Here is a 19,584-nt window from a genome sequence, read left to right as displayed (position 1 = left end):
GTAGCTGATTGTGGTGGTTCGAAGTTAATCGGTTGATATTATTAACGTGGATACCTTAATGACATCTTTCAGTTTGCATTGTCCCGCACTTTGCGCTGGCCGGAACCTGTGGGTTTCTGGAAATAAAAGTACAATCGGAGCGGCGACGGTAAAATCGAGGATCAAAGTATCAACCGCTTATCGGTGGAAGACCCGTGGTTTGCATCATAAAATAATTAATATATACCAATGTATGCATTCAAGGGATTGTTTCTGCCGGATCACAGGCCATTTACGTGCCTGATATGTTCAGGAAAAAAGAACCGGACCTCTGTTCCAAAAATACTTTTCGAGACTTTTGAAATGCCGCAAGTTATGCCCTGACTACCCGGAAAAAGTAAATTTTTCCCTGTGGAACAGCAAATATTTATTTAAACCAAAGACATATTAAAAAATTAGTCTGAAAAGGGCATATCTGGACGTAAAATTATGCTAAAAATTCCCTCTTCAGAGGGAATCAGGAAAGAAAAATCAGGTGAAATATGCGGCTGATCTAAAGACTTAAAATGTATGAGCGCATATTGAATTTGTTTCATGGTAGAAACATAAAAATTAAATATAAAAATATCACGATAAAAAGCGAAGGCTTAGTGAATTGACATGATTTCTAAGGTTCTATTTTGAACAGATTTTTCCCTGCGAGTTTTAAAAAATGTATAACATGTCATGAGATTTCAAATAAATAATTTTACCAGATTTTTATGGAGAATAAACCAAAATGAGTGATAAACAGGTTTATGACGCTTCGCACATCCAGGTACTCGAAGGCCTGGAAGCTGTCCGAAAACGTCCCAGCATGTACATAGGGAGCACGGATGGCCGTGGGCTCCACCACCTAGTCTATGAAGTTGTAGACAACAGTATTGATGAAGCCCTTGCAGGTTTCTGTACCAGGGTAGATGTCACGATCAATCCCGACGGAAGCGTGACGGTCCTGGACAATGGAAGAGGTATCCCCATCGACCCCCATCCATTTCACAAGAAATCGGCCCTTGAAGTCGTTATGACCGTTCTGCATGCCGGAGGAAAATTTGATAAGAATACCTACAAAGTTTCCGGGGGACTGCATGGAGTAGGAGTTTCTGTTGTAAACGCCCTTTCGGAATTGCTGGAAGTAGAAGTGAGCAGAGATGGAAAGAAGTATTTCCAGCGTTATATACGTGGAAAGCCGGAGGCTGATGTTCAGGAAATAGGGACTTCAGACATTCGGGGGACAAAAACCACTTTTAAGCCAGACTCAAAAATTTTTGAGACCACGGATTTCCAATATGATATTCTCTCAAACAGGTTAAGAGAACTTGCTTTCCTTAATCGGGGTCTAACAATTAGCTTGAGGGATTTAAGAAGCCCGGAAGGGGAGGCAGAGACTTTCGCTTATGAAGGGGGAATCGTGGAATTCGTGAATTACCTGAACAAGAAAAAGCAGTCCCTCCACGAAAAGCCGATCTATTTCGAACGGCAAAGAGATGATATGGTCGTAGAAATTGCGATGCAATATACGAACAGCTACACTGAAAACGTGTACTCTTTTGCAAACAATATCAACACCCATGAAGGCGGAACTCATATAATCGGTTTCAAGACAGCCCTGACAAGGGTAGCAAACGATTATATAAAAGCCAACAAGCTCTCCAAAGAAGACGCAAAGCTCACAGGCGATGATGTAAGGGAAGGACTGACCGCAATCATCAGCGTCAAGCTTATGGAACCCCAGTTCGAGGGGCAGACCAAGACAAGGCTTGGAAACAGTGACGTCAAAGGGATAGTTGACTCCCTTGTAACAGACGGGCTTGCGGAATATTTTGAGGAAAACCCTAAGGTTGCAAACATCATCCTTGAAAAAGCCCTCCTTGCCCAGAGAGCCAGGGAAGCTGCAAAAAAAGCAAGGGAACTCACCCGCAGAAAGAGCGCACTCGAGGTTAGCACCCTGCCCGGAAAGCTTGCAGACTGCTCTGAGAAGAACCCTGCAGCCTGTGAGATTTATATCGTGGAAGGGGAATCTGCAGGTGGTTCGGCTAAACAGGGTAGGGACCGGGGTTTCCAGGCAATTCTACCTCTCAGGGGCAAGATCCTGAACGTAGAGAAATCAAGGCTTGCAAAGATTCTGAAAAACAACGAGATTGTTTCTCTGGTTACAGCTATAGGGACTGGGGTCAGCGAGGATTTCTCCCTGGAAAACGCCCGCTACCACAAGGTCATTATCATGACTGATGCCGATGTAGACGGAGCGCATATCAGAACTCTTCTCCTTACGATGTTATTCCGCTATATGCGGCCCCTGATTGATGCTGGGTATGTGTACATCGCCCAGCCGCCTCTTTACCGTGTAAAGAAAGGAAAGGCGGATTACTACGTGTATTCTGACAAAGAGCTGGACGAAAAGGTAAAGGAAATCGGGGAAAAAGGACTCGCCATCCAGCGTTACAAAGGTCTTGGAGAAATGAACCCCGAACAGCTCTGGGAAACCACTATGAACCCTGAGAGCCGGACTCTTTTGCAGGTCACTCTGGAAGATGCAATCCGCGCTGACGATATCTTCCGTATCCTTATGGGAGACGAGGTTGAGCCGCGCAGGAACTTCATCGAAACGCACGCAAAAGAAGTTGTGGAGCTGGACATCTGAGGTGGCGAAAAATGGCAGAACGTGAAGACGAAAATAAATCAGAAGCAGAATTGAAAAAATCTTACCAGACAAGCCTTATTCCGGAAGGAACGGATGAAGACCCTGAAGTAGAAGAAGAGGTATCCAGCCTTACATCCGGAGAACCGGATGAAAAACCCGGATTAGAAGAGCAGGAAAACGGAGCCGACCCTGCCCCCGAAGAGCCGGATGAAGAACCCGAACGGACAGGAGTCACATCCATCCTTATCGAAGACGAGATGAAACGCTCCTACATTAACTATGCCATGAGCGTAATCGTCGGAAGGGCTCTCCCCGATGCCCGTGACGGCTTAAAGCCTGTCCACCGCAGGATTCTTTTTTCCATGAAAGAGGCAGGGATTACCCACGATAAGTCTTACAAAAAGTCTGCGCGTATTGTGGGAGACGTACTTGGTAAGTACCACCCGCATGGAGACACTGCCGTTTATGACAGTATCGTGCGGATGGTGCAAACTTTCTCACTCCGTTATCCTTTAATTGACGGGCAGGGAAACTTCGGATCCATTGACGGAGACTCGGCTGCAGCCATGCGATATACCGAAGTCCGTATGGACAGGATTGCAGAGGAGATGCTGGCTGACATTGATAAAGAGACAGTGCCCTTCAGGCCTAACTATGACGGGTCCCTGGAAGAGCCGGAAGTCCTCCCTGCAAAGCTTCCAAACCTCCTTATCAACGGGTCAACCGGAATTGCCGTCGGAATGGCAACGAACATGGCGCCCCACAACTTGAGAGAAGTCATTGACGGGACCCTGATGCTTATTGAAAACCCGGAAACATCAGTTTCGGAACTGATGACAGTGGTAAAGGGTCCGGACTTTCCTACAGGTGCGCATATCCTCGGGACAGCAGGCATAAGGTCTGCATTCACAACAGGAAGAGGGCCGATAAAGATCAGGGCAGTTGCTGAAATTCAGGAGCTTAAAAAAGACAGGCAGCAGATTATAGTAACCGAACTCCCTTACCAGGTGAACAAGTCGAGGCTGATTGAAAACATTGCCCAGCTTGCCAGGGAAAAGGTAATTGTCGGAATTTCCGACCTGCGGGATGAGTCTGACAGGGACGGAATAAGGGTTGTAGTCGAGCTTTCAAGGGGCGCAAATGCCAATGTTATCTTAAACCAGCTCTACAAGCACACCCAGATGGAGACCAGTTTTGGGGTAATCAACCTTGCCCTTGTGGACGGAAAGCCCAAAGAGCTAAACCTGAAACAACTTCTGGAGATCTACCTGACCTACAGGATGGAAATCATCCAGAAGCGGACGCTTTACGACCTCAGGAAGAGCGAGGAAAGAGCCCATCTCCTTGAAGGGTTAAGGATTGCCCTTGACAACATAGATGAAGTGGTTGCCCTGATTAAGGGCTCTGCAAACGGCGATGAAGCGAAGCAGGGCTTAATAAATGACTTTGCCCTTGATGAGGTCCAGGCAAAGGCTATCCTGGATATGCGCCTGCAGCGCCTGACAGGGCTTGAGACCCAGAAAATCCTTGAGGAACTGGAAAGCCTCGTAAAAGTGATCGCCGAACTCAGGAAGATCCTGGAAAGCGATGAGCTCAAGTACGAGATTATCAGGACTGAACTCCTTGAGATCAGGGGAAAGTACGGGGACGCCCGCAGGACAAAGATTGTGCAGTACACAGAAGATGTGACTGATGAAGACCTGATCCCGGAAGAAGATGTTGTGGTCACAATCACAAGCAGTGGCTACATTAAGCGCATTCCTCTTGACACCTATACCATGCAGCGCCGTGGAGGCAGGGGGATTATCGGCATGGAAACGAAGGAAGAAGACTTTGTGGAAAACCTCTTCATTTCTTCAACCCACAACTATATCCTCTTCTTTACAAACCGTGGCAGGCTCTACTGGCAGAAGGTCTACGAGATCCCCGAAGGTTCCCGCCAGTCGAGAGGCAAAGCCATAGTAAACCTTCTTGAGCTTCAGGAAGGCGAAATGGTCAATGCAATGATCCCTGCAAAAGAGTTTGCCGAAGACAGATACCTCCTTATGGCAACAAGGGCAGGCACGATCAAGAAGACCCCGCTCTCTGAGTTCAGGAACCCCCGGAAAGCCGGTATCATCGCAGTCAGCCTGGACGAAGGTGACGAGCTTGTGAAAGTCCTCCTTACGGAAGGAAAGCAGGAAATTGTGATGGTCTCGAAGAAAGGCAAAGCCATCCGCTTCTCCGAGGAAAACGTCCGCCCGATGGGCAGAACTGCAAGAGGAGTCCGCGGCATGACCCTTGACGGTCCTGACGACGAAGTAGTCAGCATGGACCTGGTTGACGAGACCACAACCCTCCTGACAGTAACCGAAAAAGGCTTTGGGAAAAGGACGGAATACTCCCAGTACCCCGCGCACCGCCGCGGTGGAAAAGGTGTGATTACAATCGTCACAAACCTCAGGAACGGCCCGGTCTCCAACGTCGAATCCGTAGCTGAAGATGATGAACTGATGTTCACGAGCGCAGAAGGCATCATCATCCGCATCCCGGCAAAAGGCATCTCTGTCCAGGGCAGAAACACCCAGGGCGTAAGAATAATGAACATAAAGCCAGGGGACAAAGTCGTAGGGATGGCCAGGATCAAAGCCGAAGACGAAGACGAAAGACAGCTGAAACTGACAAACCTCAGAGCCAGAAAAGCAGAACAAGCAGGCGAGCCGGCAGAAGATTCAGAGGACGAAGGCGAAGACGTCGAAGAACTCGAAGACTTTGAAGAACTTGAAGACGTCGAAGACGTTGAAGAAAAAGAGGAAGTTGAAGAAGACGAGGTAGAAGAGAAAGAAGAAAACTAAAAATGAAATATGGGTGAAGGAAAATAATCCTTCACTCAAACTGCTGCCGGAATGAAGATTTTTGGGGATTTGTTTCCGGCGGCGGACTTTCGTTCAGGAGGGGAGGGAGGCTTGTTTATCTTTGGAGTCTTTCTTTGTGGTAATGAGGTAGTTATTGATCAAATTCTGCAAAACAGGCACGTCTGCCGTTGCCTATGATTTTCAATCCTACTCCCACGACCTGTATTTCTTCAAGTATTGCTCATTTCATTTTGAGATGCCCGGTGTCAAGATCTCAAAAGTCAATGATTAGAATTATATAATTACTCCTAATTATATAAGATACCTAGAATATATTCTTCTTAATACTAATCCGTTGATACAATTTTCAATTATCTTTACTATAGAATATATTTCTTTTTTTAGCAGAAATTGTTTATGATTACTCTGTGGTTATATAAAGGGGGAGTGTATTTGAAAGCTATTCTTCTGCTTATGATTTTCAGTAACTAACCCTCTAAACCCGCTTTTTTGAATAGATATAGGCTTTCGCTGACATTTTACAATGGTTTATAAATAGATGTAAAATAGCAATGTAAAGTTTAAAAATGGACATCTGAATTCTGGTCATTTCCCTCTGGCCAGTAATTTATGAGAAAAATCATACAGCTTCCGCAGGAGTGACAAATTGCATGACATTTCCGGTTTTACAGAGCGGATACAATGTAAATTATTATGCAGAGAAGCAGCAGAGGCAGGATGAATGATCCTATCAATACAATAAGGCACGACTTCCAATAGCCTATGTTATGAACAAACTGGCCGCCTCGAGTGCAAATATGTACCCAGTAAATACTGGCTATTGGCCCCATCAGAAAAAAGGGAATAAATTGGAAAGGTAATGCAGCGTATGAGTAAGCAATTATTTTAAAAGTATCCCTATAATTTTCTTTGCCTCCCAGAAGTTTAAAAGACAAAATAAATCCTATTGAGACAAATATATAAAATAAGAAAATTTGCAAAAATTCGGTGATAAGGACAGGGCCGGGAACTTCAAAATATTTATTTAGATAGATACTATTAAAAAAATGCCCAGTTAACACAGTAAGTAACAGAAACATTACGCTGAAAATCAAAGAATGGAGTAAATTATCCTCACGAGGCATTTTTTTGAAAAACTCTGAAGGTTTCAGCAATACATCCGTAAATACCGTAAAATAATTCACAACAACACCACCACATTATTTTAAATGTTGGTGCACTAGATAAAGTTTTCCAGAAAACAAACTATTTTTGAAATATCTTCTATAACGTGGTACCTGAGGGTAGAATGTTACAGATTTTTCGTAATTCAGGCCGGTTTGAGTTTCAATGATTCTTAAAAACAGGGCAGCCATACGCCTGCGGAGCAGGCGGTGAAGTGCGAAAAAAGAAAAAAGAAAAGATTCCAAAACTAAATCAAGATCTGGAATAACATCGAATATCGTGATCTTACCCAAACCAGTTATCCCCCAATTTATCTTCCTCCCCTTCCCCCTGCATGCTTGCATAAGCCTCATACTCCCCGCTCTCCGTATCGAAAACGAACCTGTAAACTGTTTTGAAATAAGCCCAGTATTCGACATACGGGTTTCTCGCATCGCTCAGCATGACAGTTACCGAGCCGTTTTCCTCCGAGACGCTGTAGACAGGATAATCGATTTCCTGAGGAACGGCTGTGCTGTAAAGTTTTCCGGCTCTTTCGGCGTAGGCGGAGGCGTCGGGGACGTCGCCGGTCACGTTAATTTTTTCGATATAATCGCCTCTTTCGGTTCCTGCCCAGTAGCTGACTTCCATAATCTTGTAGTGGGTGGAGTTATAGGAATATGCGGTAAGGAACTTTCCGGGCGAGGAAGGGTAAGTTTCCTGATAGCTGATTTTTGTCCCCTCGGCGTCGGAAATATAATTCACAAGGAATATTTTTGCCACCGGCAGCACTGTAAGCCAGACCAGAAGCACAACCAGAAGGGTTCTATAGAATTTGCTCCGGTTTTCGGTGAAAAAGGTACAGAAGCTGTTGAACTTTCCGTTCCATCTGCCCTTTCTTTTTATATACCCGACAAATAAGACAAAGAGGGGCAGCAGAGGAAGGAGGTTTGCCAGGGGGTCGAAGAAGTAAACTGCTCCCATGATGGACGTCTCGGTGCTGAAAGGGTAAAAGGGGCGCATTTTCCAGCTGGTGGCATAATCAAGGTAGCTGTGGAGAAAAATGGCTGCAAACCCGGCGGCTGTAAACCGGCGGTCTTTTGTTTTCAGCCAGATAAAAAGCGTGACAATCAGGATGAAAAGGATGGAATGCATGAACTCCCTGTGGCCCAGCAGATAAAAAAGCTGGTTTCGAGCCTCATGGCTTACGCTATCGCTGACGAGGGCAAACAGGATGTATGGGATGATATCCAGATCCGGCAGGATTGCCAGAAATGCCAGAGTGCCTCGCTTTTTTCCTTTGAAGCCGAGAGCCAGAGCGATCAGAAGGCCGATTCCAAGATGAGAGACTGTGTTTACCATTTGTTTTGTCCCGGAATTGATTTTCGTTTTTACTTTTGATAAAGCACAAATATCTTGTTGAATATCCGGAATAAATTTCTACAAAAATATCTCATAGTTTGCATCTTTTATCTTTATAATAGATGCGATGTATAACTATATTCTGCATTTAAAATTGCCATATGGTTCTGCATTTAAATTGCCATATGGCGATTTAATATGTATTTGAAGACATAATACAACAGAGTAGTTTGAGACGGATTTATTTGAAAAACAAATTTCTGTTAACATAGTTAAGGGGAAAATTGGTTAGCAGGCAGGATTTGTAATGGAATACCCTGACTGGAAAGTATAGATTCTATTCAGATTCCGGAACAAATTTTGCGAAACCAATTGATTGTGAAGAGGGTAGAATAATATGGCTAAAGAATTGTACAAATTACCACCATTGAAATATGGTTATGCAGACCTGGCACCTTATATTTCCGAAGAACAACTGCGCATACACCACGACAAACACCATCAGGGTTATGTAAACAACACTAACGCCCTTCTGGAAATGATGGACAAAGCCAGGAAGGAAGGCACGGATTTTGATTATAAGACTACTGCAAAAGCCCTGTCTTTCAATCTGGGCGGGCACGTCCTTCACGGTTACTTCTGGTGGGAGATGACTCCTGCAAGCAACGCAAGCAAAGAGCCTGTCGGCGAATTAGCTGATGCGATTAAGGAAGATTTCGGAAATTTTGAAAGGTTTAAAAAAGAATTTTCCCAGGTCGCATCGAGTGTCGAAGGTTCCGGCTGGGCAGCCTTAACTTTCTGCAATGACACCAAAAGGCTTGGGATCATGCAGATAGAAAAGCATAATGTAAATCTTGTGCCTGATTTCCCGATCATTATGGACCTGGATGTCTGGGAACATGCCTACTACATTGATTACAAGAATGATAGGGGCAAATTCATAGAAGGATTCTGGAATATAATCGATTGGGAAGAACTCGACAAGTACTTTAAAAAGGTTCAGAAATAAATCGGAAAGATATTTTTCGACATAATAATCGAAAAATTATTTTTCAGCATAATTCAGCATAATTCAGTATAATTATGTTGTTTAAGCATAGTTATGTTTTCCGATTACACTTTTTTGGATGAGAAGTAATCGGAAATGACACCATTTTTCTTGAAACGGTTTTCGCTTCCCCTGGTCTTATTTCTGGAATCTTTTTACCTGAAATTTAATTCCCAGGAATCTCGTCCCTGGAATCACTCGAAATAGTTATTTTCAAGCTTTTTTTCAGTTCTCCCGTAGTGGCTCTCATATACCTCGTATTCTCCGCTTTCCCTGTCAAAAACAAACCTGTAAACCGTATCAAAATAAGGCCATTTTTTAACATACGGGTTTCTGGCATCGCTCAAAATTACGGTTACAGCCCCATCTTTTTCGGAAATCGAATAAACCGGATAGTCGATCGCCTGAGGCACTGAATTACTGTAGAGCTTCCCGGCTCTTTCGGCATAGGCGGAGGCGTCCGGGACATCCCCCTTCACGTTAACCTTCTCGACGTAAAAGCTTTTTTCAACTCCTGACCAGTAGCTGACTTCAAGAAGTTTATACCGGGTATCATCATACGAATATGCTGCCAGGAATTTGCCGATCGATATCGGGTAGGTGTCGTTGTAACTGATCTCGGTCCCTTCTGCTCTGGAGATGCGGTCTGTCAGGAAGACTTTTGCAACAGGGAACACTGTGGTCCAGACAAGGAGGATTATAATAAAAGAGGCATAGAATTTGCCTTCATTCCGGTTTACAAAACCATGGAACCCTTTTAGCCCATTTAATTTTTTCAGCCCGCTTAATTTTCTATTCAATATGTCTCTGTTTTTAATGCTCCAGCTGTCCTTGCCTTCGAAAGGCCATCTCCCCGTGCTTTTGATTTTCCATCTATCTTTGATTTCAAGACTCCATTTGCCCCTGTTTTTCATATATTCCGCAGCTACGATGAAGACAGGCAGCAGAGGAAGGATATTTATCACGGGGTCGAAGGGATAAATGGCTCTAAGGGCGGACTCGTTTGTGCTGAACGGATAGAAGGGGCGCATTTTTGCGATCGTAGTGTAATCCAGGAGGATGTGCAGGAAAACCGCCTGAAACCCTCCAAATGTAAAAGCCCTGTCTTTAGTTTTAAGCCAGATAAGAAGTGCGATAATAAAAGCGAAAAAAACCGAATGCGTAAACTCCCTGTGTCCCAGCAAATAGAAAAGCTGGTTTCGCGCCTCGTGACTTACGCTTCCGCTGATGAGCGTAAAGAGCGAATAGCTGAAGTAGTCCAGGTCAGGGATTATAGAAAGGAGAACCAGACCAAGCCTCTTCCTCCCTTTTAAACCCAGAGCGTAGGCAAGAAGCAAACCGATTCCAATGTGAGAAATTGTATTTACCATAAATCTACCATGAATTTCTATTCTGTACCATTAATAGTGTGTTTATTAACGGTGTATTTTTAATGAATGATGTTATGGAAACCATGATCGGAAAGAACTCCAGCCAGAGAAATTCTAGCGATATGGTGCCTTCACCCCGTATATTCTCATTCTATTATATAAATAGATGGATAATTAATATATACACCTAAAAAAAAGACAAAACAGAATTCAGATCGTATTTATGCTGCTTATCCTGATGATTAAGGAATACAAAAAAATTGAATGAATTATTAATTAGTATTTTTATAAAAATAAAATGAGTTGATGAGATTGATAATTTCCTCTCAGGTTACTGCTCTCAGGTTACTGAGATGAATTTTCCATTGTCCCGTAATTCAGCGTCCTGTTAAAGAAATCTGTCATCTCCTCATATGCGTCCTGTGCAACGAAGCTTTCAGAAAGTTCTCCGTCTTCGATCATGAAGCCGTGAGGTTCACCCTGGTAAACCTTCAGTTCGAAGTATTTGTCCGCTGCATCCAGCTCTCCGGCGTACCGATAGATATCCGAGACATTGCTTGCCTGGTCGCGAGTCCCGTGGATGACAAGGATAGGAGCTTCAAGCTGGGCTGTCAGGTTTGCAGGTGCTTCCGGCCGGGTCTCAGTCCCGCCGGAGTAAGGAAAACCATACCAGGCAACCCCTGAATTGAACTCTTCGATCCGGGGCAGGAAAAGCATGGTATACCTGCCGCCCGCACAAAAGCCGGTAAGGCCCAGTTTTTCCGGATCAACATCGTCCCTGCCCTCAAGGTAATTTACGCTATTTCTGACAAGGGCTTCAACCTCTGAATCAGGAGGAGAGCGAGCATAGGTCTGCCACTGCGGAGCGACCACTACAAACCCGTCTGCTGCCATCCTGTCCACAATCTCCTGGTATCCGGGCTCAAAGCCATTAAAGGAATGGATCAGCACCACAGCCGGGTATTTACCCTCTGCCGCCGGAACAGCAGTATAAGCAGGATAGGTCTGCCCCTCACTTGTGATGTTAACGGTTTCATTTCGGGTGTCAGTTGAAGCGCTCCCGGAAGCTTTGGGAACAGTTGGGACATCGGGATCGGGTTCAGGAGAATCCGGTTCAGGGACGTCAGGTCCGGAATCCTCCGAATCCGTGCAGCCTGAAACGCCGAGCAGACATGCTACAAGCAAAAACAAGAATAGTGTTTTCATGAAATTCATTTAACCCCCTCAAGATTTCATATACCGGAAATATCATATGCCGGGATATTGAATTTCCGGGATATACCGAATAGGAAAATTATATGTCACGGGATATAAAACAGAAGGAGCAAAATTTTCCGTGAAAGAGAAAAACGAAAAAGAACCGGAAGAGAATCAGAAAAGAAAAAACGGGAAAAGAACAGAAAAGTACAGGGAAACAAATCTAAAAGATACTTTGACAGCAGGCTCCGGCTGCAGAGCTTACATTTCAACGATCTTCTCAATAACGTCCCTTTCGGAGCGATAAACCCTGAACTTGGCCACCCTGCCTATATCCAGCCTGTTGAAGTCCTCCCTGCTTGCTCTGTATTCCCGGACTTCGTCTTCAACACAGAGCCGCATTCGGACAATGTACTCGATTTCCGGATACATGGTTTTAAGTTCGGCTTCCACGGACTCGTTGATCTGGAGGTTTTCGGAGCCTTCAGAAAGCAGCTGTCCGCAGGCTGCATCCTGAACCGAGACCCCTTCAGGGCCGCTCTGGAAGATGATAGTCCTTTCTTCCCCTTCAACTCCGACCACTTCTTTTTGAAGGACAAAACCAACACCTACCACAGGAGACAAAAACCCCTTAATTGAGATGAAAAGAATAGCGGCAAGGAAAATGATGACTGCTCTTTTCTTTCGGGTGTCGTCTATCTGGTTCAGCTTCAAGCAATTGACCTCGGTTCTTGTGGAATGAATTGCACTTCAATGAAATTCCGGATTCCAATAATGATAAACAATCATATAATTGCTGTCACAACAATAAATATTTTTTTCATAATTTAATAAATATCACATACAAAAAAACGAGTAATACTGGATAAGGACGATTAATGAGAGTGGATATAGAATAATGAGAATGAACCTGGAATGGGGTACTTGAAGCCTGCCAATGAATAAATAGACAATTTAAAAATACCAAGTGTCGACATAAATTTTAGAAGTATATAAATTTTTCCTTATTATGCTAACTGTATCCAGTTAAGTATTCAAATGTGCATATTAATGAATGTCAACGTAAGAACTGCGAACTTTTGCAAAAACCAGAATGAATTTTTGTATGCTTTTCCGGGATACGGAAAAGGAACTGGCAAAAGGAATCGTAAAAACGGAACATTTCAAGCTCCTACCTGACAGCAGGTCACTACTCCTTAACCTTATGGGTGCCATTCAAAAAAACGCATTCATTAAAAGAAAAAAGCATTAGTTGACACTCTGGTTGTGGGACATAACGATTAAATTATATTTAAAAATGGAAAAGGAGACATAGAACATGGTAAGCGAAATGACTCCAACCCGAAGAGCTCTGGCAGCAGTGCTTGGAGGTAGGGTTGACTACGTACCTCCTGCAAATCCCCTGGCTCAGACCACGGCAGAACTGATGCAGATCTGCAATGCTTCCTGGCCAAAAGCCCACTTTGACAGTAAAATGATGGCAGACCTTGCAGCCGCCCCATATGAAGTCTGCGGCATTGAGGCTGCACGCCCTCAATTTGACATTTCCCTGGAAGCAGAAGTTCTTGGATGCAAACTTGACTGGGACAAGCCGGACAGGCCTCCCGTAACCGGCCCTGCTTATACGGACCCTGCCGACATAACCTGGCCCGACAACCTGGAAGAAACCGGAAGAATTCCGGTCGTGCTCGGAGCAATCGACGAACTGAGGAAGCGCTACGAAGGCATGCTCCCTATCATCCCCGTACTTACAGCCCCCTTTACGGTAGCCGGCCACATAGCAGGCGTTGAAAACCTGGTAAGGTGGACAAAGACCGATCCGGAAAAAGCCCATGCTTTCATTGAGGCTGCCACGGACTTCGTAATAGCCTACGGAAGGCTGCAGACCGCTTACGGGGCACATATCCTTTTCCCTGCCGACCCATCGGCTTCAGGAGACCTTATTTCTGGGGAAACTTACAAAGAATTCGTGCTCCCTGCCCACAAAAGGATGGCAAGGGAGATCAGCTGCCCCCAGATCCTGCACATCTGCGGAGATACCAGCAAACTCCTGCCTTACATAAAGCAGAGTGGAATCGACTGCTTCTCCTTTGATGCCGTGCCAGTCTGGTACTGCCGACAGGTAATGGGCAACGAGATGTCTATCCTCGGAAGCCTGGACGTTATCGACCTGATGCCAAACGGCACCCCGGAACAGGTCTACAACAGGACCAGGGAATGTATCCTGCAGGGAACCGATATTGTCGGGACGGCATGTGACGTCTCATTCGGGACTTCCCTTGAAAACCTCAGGGCCTATGTCAGGGCCTGCAAGGAGACTCCGATCCCGAAATACGATGATGTGGAAGACCTCGTAAGGCAGATAGGAGTCGGTATCGGAAGGAACATGAAAGAAAACGTCCTCGGAGGAGTGCAGGAATGATCAGGCATATCGACCTCGCAGTCCAGAAGATCTTCGAGCTTAAAGAAAAAGAGCCTGCGAAGTTTAAAAAACTCATTGATGAAGGGATCATGATCGGCCTCGGGGTAGACCTCGGAGACGGGAACAAAGAAGTGACCACCGCCGACCAGATAAAGGAAAAGAACCGGCCAAAGGACCCCGAATATGCAGCCGTGGCAGATGCGGTGATCGCAGGAAACAGGGCAGAAGCTGCAAAACTCACAGCTGGCCTCCTTGAAAAAGGAAGAGATCCGACAGACCTGGTCTTAAATGCCCTTATGCACGGCATCCAGACCGTGTGTGAGCTTTACGACATAGGAGAAAGCTATGTCCCGGAAATCCTGCTGGCAAATGAAGCACTCCTCGGAGGTGTGGAACTCTGTCAGGAAAAGATCGGAGACATCCCCTCCCAGGGGAAGGTGGTATCCCTTGTTATTGTGGGAGACCTGCATGACATAGGCAAGAATATAGTGGCAGCCATTCTGAGGGCGAACGGGTTTGACGTCATCGACCTCGGAAGAGACATAACGGTGGAAGCAGTCGTCGAAGCCGTAAAGGCGGAAAAAGCCGACCTTGTTACCGGAACAACCCTCATGAGCACGACCAAAGGAGGCCTTAAAGCCCTCGCAGAAGCCCTGGAATCCGAAGGCGTCCCTGTCGCCTGCGGCGGAGCTGCTGTGGACAGTCACTTCGTCGAGACCTTTGGCAACTCAGTATATGGAAAAACTCCGCTTGACGCGGTAAAAATCGCAAAACAGATCTGTGCAGGAAAAAGCTGGGAAGAAGTCCGCAAGGACCTTCACTGATTTTACTTTAACTTTCCAGTTTTATTTTTTCCTTTTTTCTTTTTTACTTTATTCTTTTTTCCAATCTTTACCTCCTTTACAAAACCCTGGGATAAAACATGGATCAGGCTATAAATATCGATATAGGCACCAGCGGAATCAGAGCGCAGCTCCTGGACCTTACGGACCATTCCGTCCTGAGGACTGCAATTTTATCCAGAAACCCTCTTCCGGGTGCAAATGTTGTTGACCATATGGACTTTGCGATCAGTTACGGGCAGGACACAGCCCATGAAATTCTCGTTTCAGCCGTAAACTCCCTGATAAAAAGCCTTAAACCCGGAAACCTCAAGCGCATAGCCGTTTGTGGAAATCCGATCCAGCTGTCGCTGTTAGAAGGAATCGAAATCCGGGACCTTGCATTTGCGGGAAAAAACGCCCTTGAAAAAATGCACGTAAAGTCTCCGGAAAGGGACGGACATATCGTTTCAGGAAATGAAATAGGGCTTTCCATAGATGTTGATGTGATTATCCCGCCTTCGATAAGGCATGAAATCGGAGCCGATGCCCTTGCCATGATGATAAAGACGGGGTTTCTGGATTCCTCCGAAACCTGCATGGTTACGGATTACGGGACCAATGCCGAGATGGCCCTGAAAGTGGACGATAAGATCTTTACAGGGTCGGCGGCTGCGGGCCCGGCCATGGAAGGACAGCAGATAAGCAAAGGTATGCTGGCAACCCCCGGAGCAATTGCCGATATGCGGCTTTCCGCAGGGGGCTGGCAGACCCTTGCCCTTGATGAAAAGCTCAGGCTTGTGGAAGGACCTAAAATCAACCTGCGCGAAGGGACCTTCAAAACCTCGGGATACCCTGTAAAGGGGATCACCGGCACAGGTGTGATCGCTCTTATGTACGCAGGCCTTGTCACCGGCATAATAAAGCCTCCTCATATCGAAGGCGGCAGAATCCGGGTGGGAAAGGGGATCATGTTTACGGAGGAGGATGTGATTGAAGCCGGAAAAGCCTTCGGAGCCCTGAGAGCAGGCCACCTGACCCTGATGCACGAAGCAGGAATAACATACGAAGACCTGGAAACAATGTACATGTGCGGAGCCAGCGGGACCTACGTTGACCCTCATAAGGCACAGGTCACGGGAATTGTGCCTGCAACCCCGAAACGGATTGTCCAGTGCGGAAACACCTCCCTGGAACTTGCAAAGGACCTGGCCCTTGATCCCGACTACCTCTCCTGCCTCAATGAAATGAAGAAATCGGTCCTCGCAAACCACATCATGTTTGCCTCCTCCCCGACCTTTGCAACCATCTACATCCAGGAGATAGCCCTCTGGAATGAAGGGATGCCTCTTGAAAAATACAACACAAACCTTGAAAGGTCAGGAATCCGGCCAATCCCGAAAAAACTGCAGGAATGTATTATTGAAAGAAAATACGAAAGGGATATCCGGGAACTTGGAAAAAGCCTGGAGATCATGGAGCCAAAATGCGGTTTAATTGCCACGATCCGGTGCAGCGGCTGTGATACTTGCGTGAAGGGGTGCCCGGAAGAAGCCCTCTCAAGGAAAAACGAAAGTTTCAGGATCAATACTGCGAGATGCCTTGGCACTGCCTGCAGGAGATGCCAGGAAAGGTGCCCTGAAAAGAATTTTTCGATCAATGATTTTAAGCTGGAGCTCCCGGGGTCCGCAGAGCCGTAATAGTAATATGATGCCGACCCGGGATAGGTATTTCAGCTCAAAATAATTACAAACTCAGAAATATAACTTCACCGAATACCAAACTTAACATAAATCTCCAGAATAAGCATAGTTGACGAACTCAACAATTACCAAACTCAACATAAACTTTTTACAGTTCCCCGGCTTTCTGAATAGGGCTGGATATATGTCTTCCGGTAAACATTAAATCAGGAGTTTCCCCTTGTTCCAGACAGAACCTATACTTTACCTCCAATCCCTTGGAACCGAATGGTTTACTTTCCTCATGGTTTTGATAACTTCAATGGGGTCTGCCGCCTTTTTTGCCAGCATAATAATCATCACCACTTTCGGGGTTGATTTCAAGAAAGGTTTTCTTCTGTTCCAGCTGCTGCTCTGGACCGGTGCAGTCACGGAAGTTCTTAAGGTAATTTTTGTCCTCCCAAGGCCCGACTTTGTGGATTCCAGGGTCCTGAACCTTGAAAAAGGGTTTCCGAATACGTCTCCATTTTCCGGGGAGGGGGCGGACAGGTTTTTCGGGCTTCCGGGCAGAGAGGCGCTTGATGCATTCAGATTTCAGGGCACAATTCCCCATTCCATGTTCGGATTTCCTTCAGGGCATGTCTCGACAGCAATTGCTTTATGGGGAGGAACTGCCCGGGTCTTCGAAACCAGGGTAATAAAAAACCTGGCTCCGGCAGCGATTTTATTGATAGCTTTTTCAAGAATGTACCTGGGAAGGCATTTTTTGGGAGATGTACTGGGAGGAGCGACCCTGGGTTTAATTATCCTGATTGTCTTTACGCGCCTCCTTAAAAGCCCGTTGAAAGATGAGCTTTTCAAAAAGGAGAGCTTTGAGCTTGTTTTCAGGCAGAAAAATCTCTTATTTTACTCCTTTATGTTTGTTGTTCCTCTCCTCCTCACAGCCTCATCCCTGATAAGTGCCGATGTGGCAGGATTTCTCCTCGGCACGAATACGGCATATATCATGGTGATACGAAAAGGGCTCCCGGAAGATGACGGAGATACAGGGCAGCGAGCTGCCAGGGTATTTATCGCGCTTATAATGTTCGGGGTATCCAGCCTTGCCCTTGCTGTCGGATTTGATGTAATCGGGGTGGCAGGTTACTTCGGTTTCACGGTTCTTGAATTCCTGAAAACCTTCATTCCTGCATCCACAATCTGGATTTCCGTATATATCTGTGCAAAGCTTGGGCTGTACGGAAGAGATATAGAAAAGATCTAAACATGGGTTCTCTGAAATAGAAAAGATCTAAATCTGAGTTAGCTGAAATAGAAAAGATCTAAACATGAGTTAGCTGAAATAGAAAAGATCTAAATCTGAGTTAGCTGAACCTGATTTTAAGTCTTGTTTAAATTCTGTTTTAAGGACCGGGATTTGACCGGCCCTTTCATAATTCTGATTTCACCTGATACAGGCATTGAGGCAGAGGTTTATTTCCTGTACCTCAGTCCATATGCCGCTGCCAGGCCTGAAACTGCAAACCCGAATTCAAAAGCCGGAGAAGATTCTATATCACCTTTTTCGTTCTGAGCTTTAGGCACTCCAGTTTCCGGAACCTTTTCTTCATTTTTATTTATTCCTTCGTCGGCTCCGATTGATTCAGCTTCATCCGAAGCCATTTCTCCAGTTTTGGAAACATTTACTGCACCTTCCTCACCTTCAGGCACAAGGTCTATTATAATCTCATGTTCCGAAAACTGCGGGATATATACTGCAATTGAAGCTGTCCCGTTTTCGTATAGCCTGTAGCAAAGAGGTCTGTTTCCATCTGCAAAGAGTTCGTCAATGCTGTCAGCTTCTTCAATTATTGCACCGTCATATCTGATTCTCAGACGATCGGGATTGGTGAGGTTAATGGTCTCATTGTCTACGTTTATATTGATGACTCTTCCATCTGGCAGGTCTGATTCAACGCCAAGTACAATGCGATCTCGATCCATTTCCCTTACTTTCAGGCTAACAGGGGCATAATTTGTGACTGAAACCTTATCCGAACCTGCACGGAAAGCTATCTCAGCTCCGAATCTTCCGGTTGCTATTTCCCTGTTAAACACCTGATGCATATAGGTATAATTACCACCGTACCTGTATCCTGTTTGCATCAATGAAGGCTGCATCGGACTTGCCCTGAACATTACCACACTATATTCTACAAGATTGACTGTGATTTTATCGCCCGAAATTTCTGCTTCAGTCCCGTTAATAGGGCCCTCGGGATTTTCGGGAAGGGGATTCCTGAAAAACACCAGATATCCCTCGAAATTGTTTGCGGTAATTTTTATGGGGACTGCATTCTCAAGCCCGCTGGAGAGATTCTTTTCCAGGCTTGCTTTTACTCCATCTGCAAGGTTGTAAGTAACGGTTTTATTTGCAAAAGCCCTGACCTGGAAAATCCCCATGGGAGAATCTTGAATCAGGATCTGGCTGTCAACGCCCTGGTAAAAAGCTGTTGTTTCCGTAATCTGTTCGTCAAGGTACTCAAAATCCGAAATCTCAACCGAATCAAAGAGAAGGTTTCCTCCTACAGCGAAGTTTTCTATTATCCCGCTTTCGTTGAAGTTGAATGTGGTAAAGTTTCCACAGGCACAATTTCCCTGCTGCATGAAATACATCCCACTGCCTCTACCGGCTCGCATTGCCTGAGTGGCCTGCTGGCGCATCAAAAGCCTTTCCCTCGGGTTAAGAGTCGTATTCAGCTGCTGCATATTCATTACCATGTAACTGGCAATTTCCTGCCCTGAGACCCCGTACCGCTCTTCAATCTCCAGAACCGTAAGCTGCGTGTCCATATCTTCCGGAAGCTCAAGGTCAGAGATCGCATCTTCAACCTGGACCCCGAAGGTGTCTGATACTTCTTCAAAGGTCATTGACCCAAAACCATCAAACCTGCTGTCATACTGCGCAAAACCGTAACCATGCATCATTCCAGGACCTGTCTCTTATACACATCTGACGCTGCCGACGAATAGAGAGGTGTAG

The 19,584-nt window shown here is 45.6% G+C and carries 14 protein-coding genes; 7 read left to right on the top strand and 7 right to left on the bottom strand.

What is annotated here, in order from left to right; genetic code table 11:
- Positions 1 to 757 precede the first annotated feature (757 nt).
- Both gyrB and gyrA read left to right on the top strand, forming a co-directional pair.
- On the top strand, positions 758 to 2,662 hold the full coding sequence (gene gyrB, locus EO95_RS04500; protein WP_048132568.1) for a DNA topoisomerase (ATP-hydrolyzing) subunit B: 1,905 nt from the start codon (positions 758 to 760) through the stop codon (positions 2,660 to 2,662).
- An 11-nt stretch (positions 2,663 to 2,673) separates the two neighbouring features.
- Positions 2,674 to 5,496, top strand: coding sequence for a DNA gyrase subunit A (gene gyrA / locus EO95_RS04495; protein WP_048132567.1), 2,823 nt, complete (start codon positions 2,674 to 2,676; stop codon positions 5,494 to 5,496).
- A gap of 686 nt (positions 5,497 to 6,182) precedes the next feature.
- On the opposite strand, the gene EO95_RS18720 is transcribed toward gyrA, so the two are convergent.
- The 3 genes from EO95_RS18720 to EO95_RS04480 are packed head-to-tail and all read right to left on the bottom strand — an operon-like array spanning position 6,183 to position 8,022.
- Complete coding sequence (locus EO95_RS18720; protein ID WP_048132566.1) at positions 6,183 to 6,701, bottom strand: YIP1 family protein; 519 nt, start codon at positions 6,699 to 6,701, stop codon at positions 6,183 to 6,185.
- A gap of 15 nt (positions 6,702 to 6,716) precedes the next feature.
- Positions 6,717 to 6,974 (bottom strand): hypothetical protein, encoded by a 258-nt coding sequence (locus tag EO95_RS04485; RefSeq protein ID WP_048132565.1) that lies wholly within the window; start codon positions 6,972 to 6,974, stop codon positions 6,717 to 6,719.
- A complete protein-coding gene (locus tag EO95_RS04480; RefSeq protein ID WP_048132564.1) occupies positions 6,967 to 8,022 on the bottom strand; it encodes a metal-dependent hydrolase in 1,056 nt (351 codons plus the stop codon). Before EO95_RS04480 ends, EO95_RS04485 begins: the two co-directional genes overlap by 8 nt.
- Before the next feature lie 397 nt (positions 8,023 to 8,419).
- On the opposite strand from EO95_RS04480, the gene EO95_RS04475 reads away from it, so the two are divergent.
- The gene (locus EO95_RS04475) at positions 8,420 to 9,031 is read left to right on the top strand and encodes a superoxide dismutase (protein ID WP_048132563.1); all 612 of its coding nucleotides are present in this window, start codon (positions 8,420 to 8,422) and stop codon (positions 9,029 to 9,031) included.
- Between the two features lie 233 nt (positions 9,032 to 9,264).
- On the opposite strand, the gene EO95_RS04470 is transcribed toward EO95_RS04475, so the two are convergent.
- The 3 genes from EO95_RS04470 to EO95_RS04460 form a co-directional block, all read right to left on the bottom strand.
- Complete coding sequence (locus EO95_RS04470; RefSeq protein WP_048132562.1) at positions 9,265 to 10,440, bottom strand: metal-dependent hydrolase; 1,176 nt, start codon at positions 10,438 to 10,440, stop codon at positions 9,265 to 9,267.
- A gap of 345 nt (positions 10,441 to 10,785) precedes the next feature.
- Entirely contained in the window at positions 10,786 to 11,655 is an 870-nt protein-coding gene (locus tag EO95_RS04465; protein ID WP_048132561.1) for a dienelactone hydrolase family protein, read from the bottom strand.
- Between the two features lie 243 nt (positions 11,656 to 11,898).
- On the bottom strand, positions 11,899 to 12,351 hold the full coding sequence (locus EO95_RS04460; protein ID WP_048132560.1) for a hypothetical protein: 453 nt from the start codon (positions 12,349 to 12,351) through the stop codon (positions 11,899 to 11,901).
- 604 nt (positions 12,352 to 12,955) lie between these two features.
- Here EO95_RS04460 and EO95_RS04455 point away from each other — a divergent pair.
- The 4 genes from EO95_RS04455 (at position 12,956) to EO95_RS04440 (ending at position 17,826) form a co-directional block, all read left to right on the top strand.
- On the top strand, positions 12,956 to 14,059 hold the full coding sequence (locus tag EO95_RS04455; protein WP_048132559.1) for an MtaA/CmuA family methyltransferase: 1,104 nt from the start codon (positions 12,956 to 12,958) through the stop codon (positions 14,057 to 14,059).
- Positions 14,056 to 14,883, top strand: a complete 828-nt coding sequence (locus EO95_RS04450) for a methylthiol--CoM methyltransferase (RefSeq protein WP_048132558.1) — start codon at positions 14,056 to 14,058, stop codon at positions 14,881 to 14,883. Before EO95_RS04455 ends, EO95_RS04450 begins: the two co-directional genes overlap by 4 nt.
- Positions 14,884 to 14,981: 98 nt before the next feature.
- Entirely contained in the window at positions 14,982 to 16,580 is a 1,599-nt protein-coding gene (locus EO95_RS04445; protein ID WP_048132556.1) for a methylamine methyltransferase corrinoid protein reductive activase, read from the top strand.
- A 223-nt stretch (positions 16,581 to 16,803) separates the two neighbouring features.
- Entirely contained in the window at positions 16,804 to 17,826 is a 1,023-nt protein-coding gene (locus EO95_RS04440; RefSeq protein WP_048132555.1) for a phosphatase PAP2 family protein, read from the top strand.
- Positions 17,827 to 18,035: 209 nt separating this feature from the next.
- Here EO95_RS04440 and EO95_RS04435 read toward each other — a convergent pair whose 3' ends face one another.
- Complete coding sequence (locus EO95_RS04435) at positions 18,036 to 19,529, bottom strand: hypothetical protein (RefSeq protein ID WP_200894998.1); 1,494 nt, start codon at positions 19,527 to 19,529, stop codon at positions 18,036 to 18,038.
- Positions 19,530 to 19,584: the final 55 nt, after the last annotated feature.

Source organism: Methanosarcina sp. 1.H.T.1A.1 (assembly GCF_000979295.1).
Lineage (GTDB): Archaea > Halobacteriota > Methanosarcinia > Methanosarcinales > Methanosarcinaceae > Methanosarcina.
This window is presented reverse-complemented; position numbering and strand designations above follow the sequence as displayed.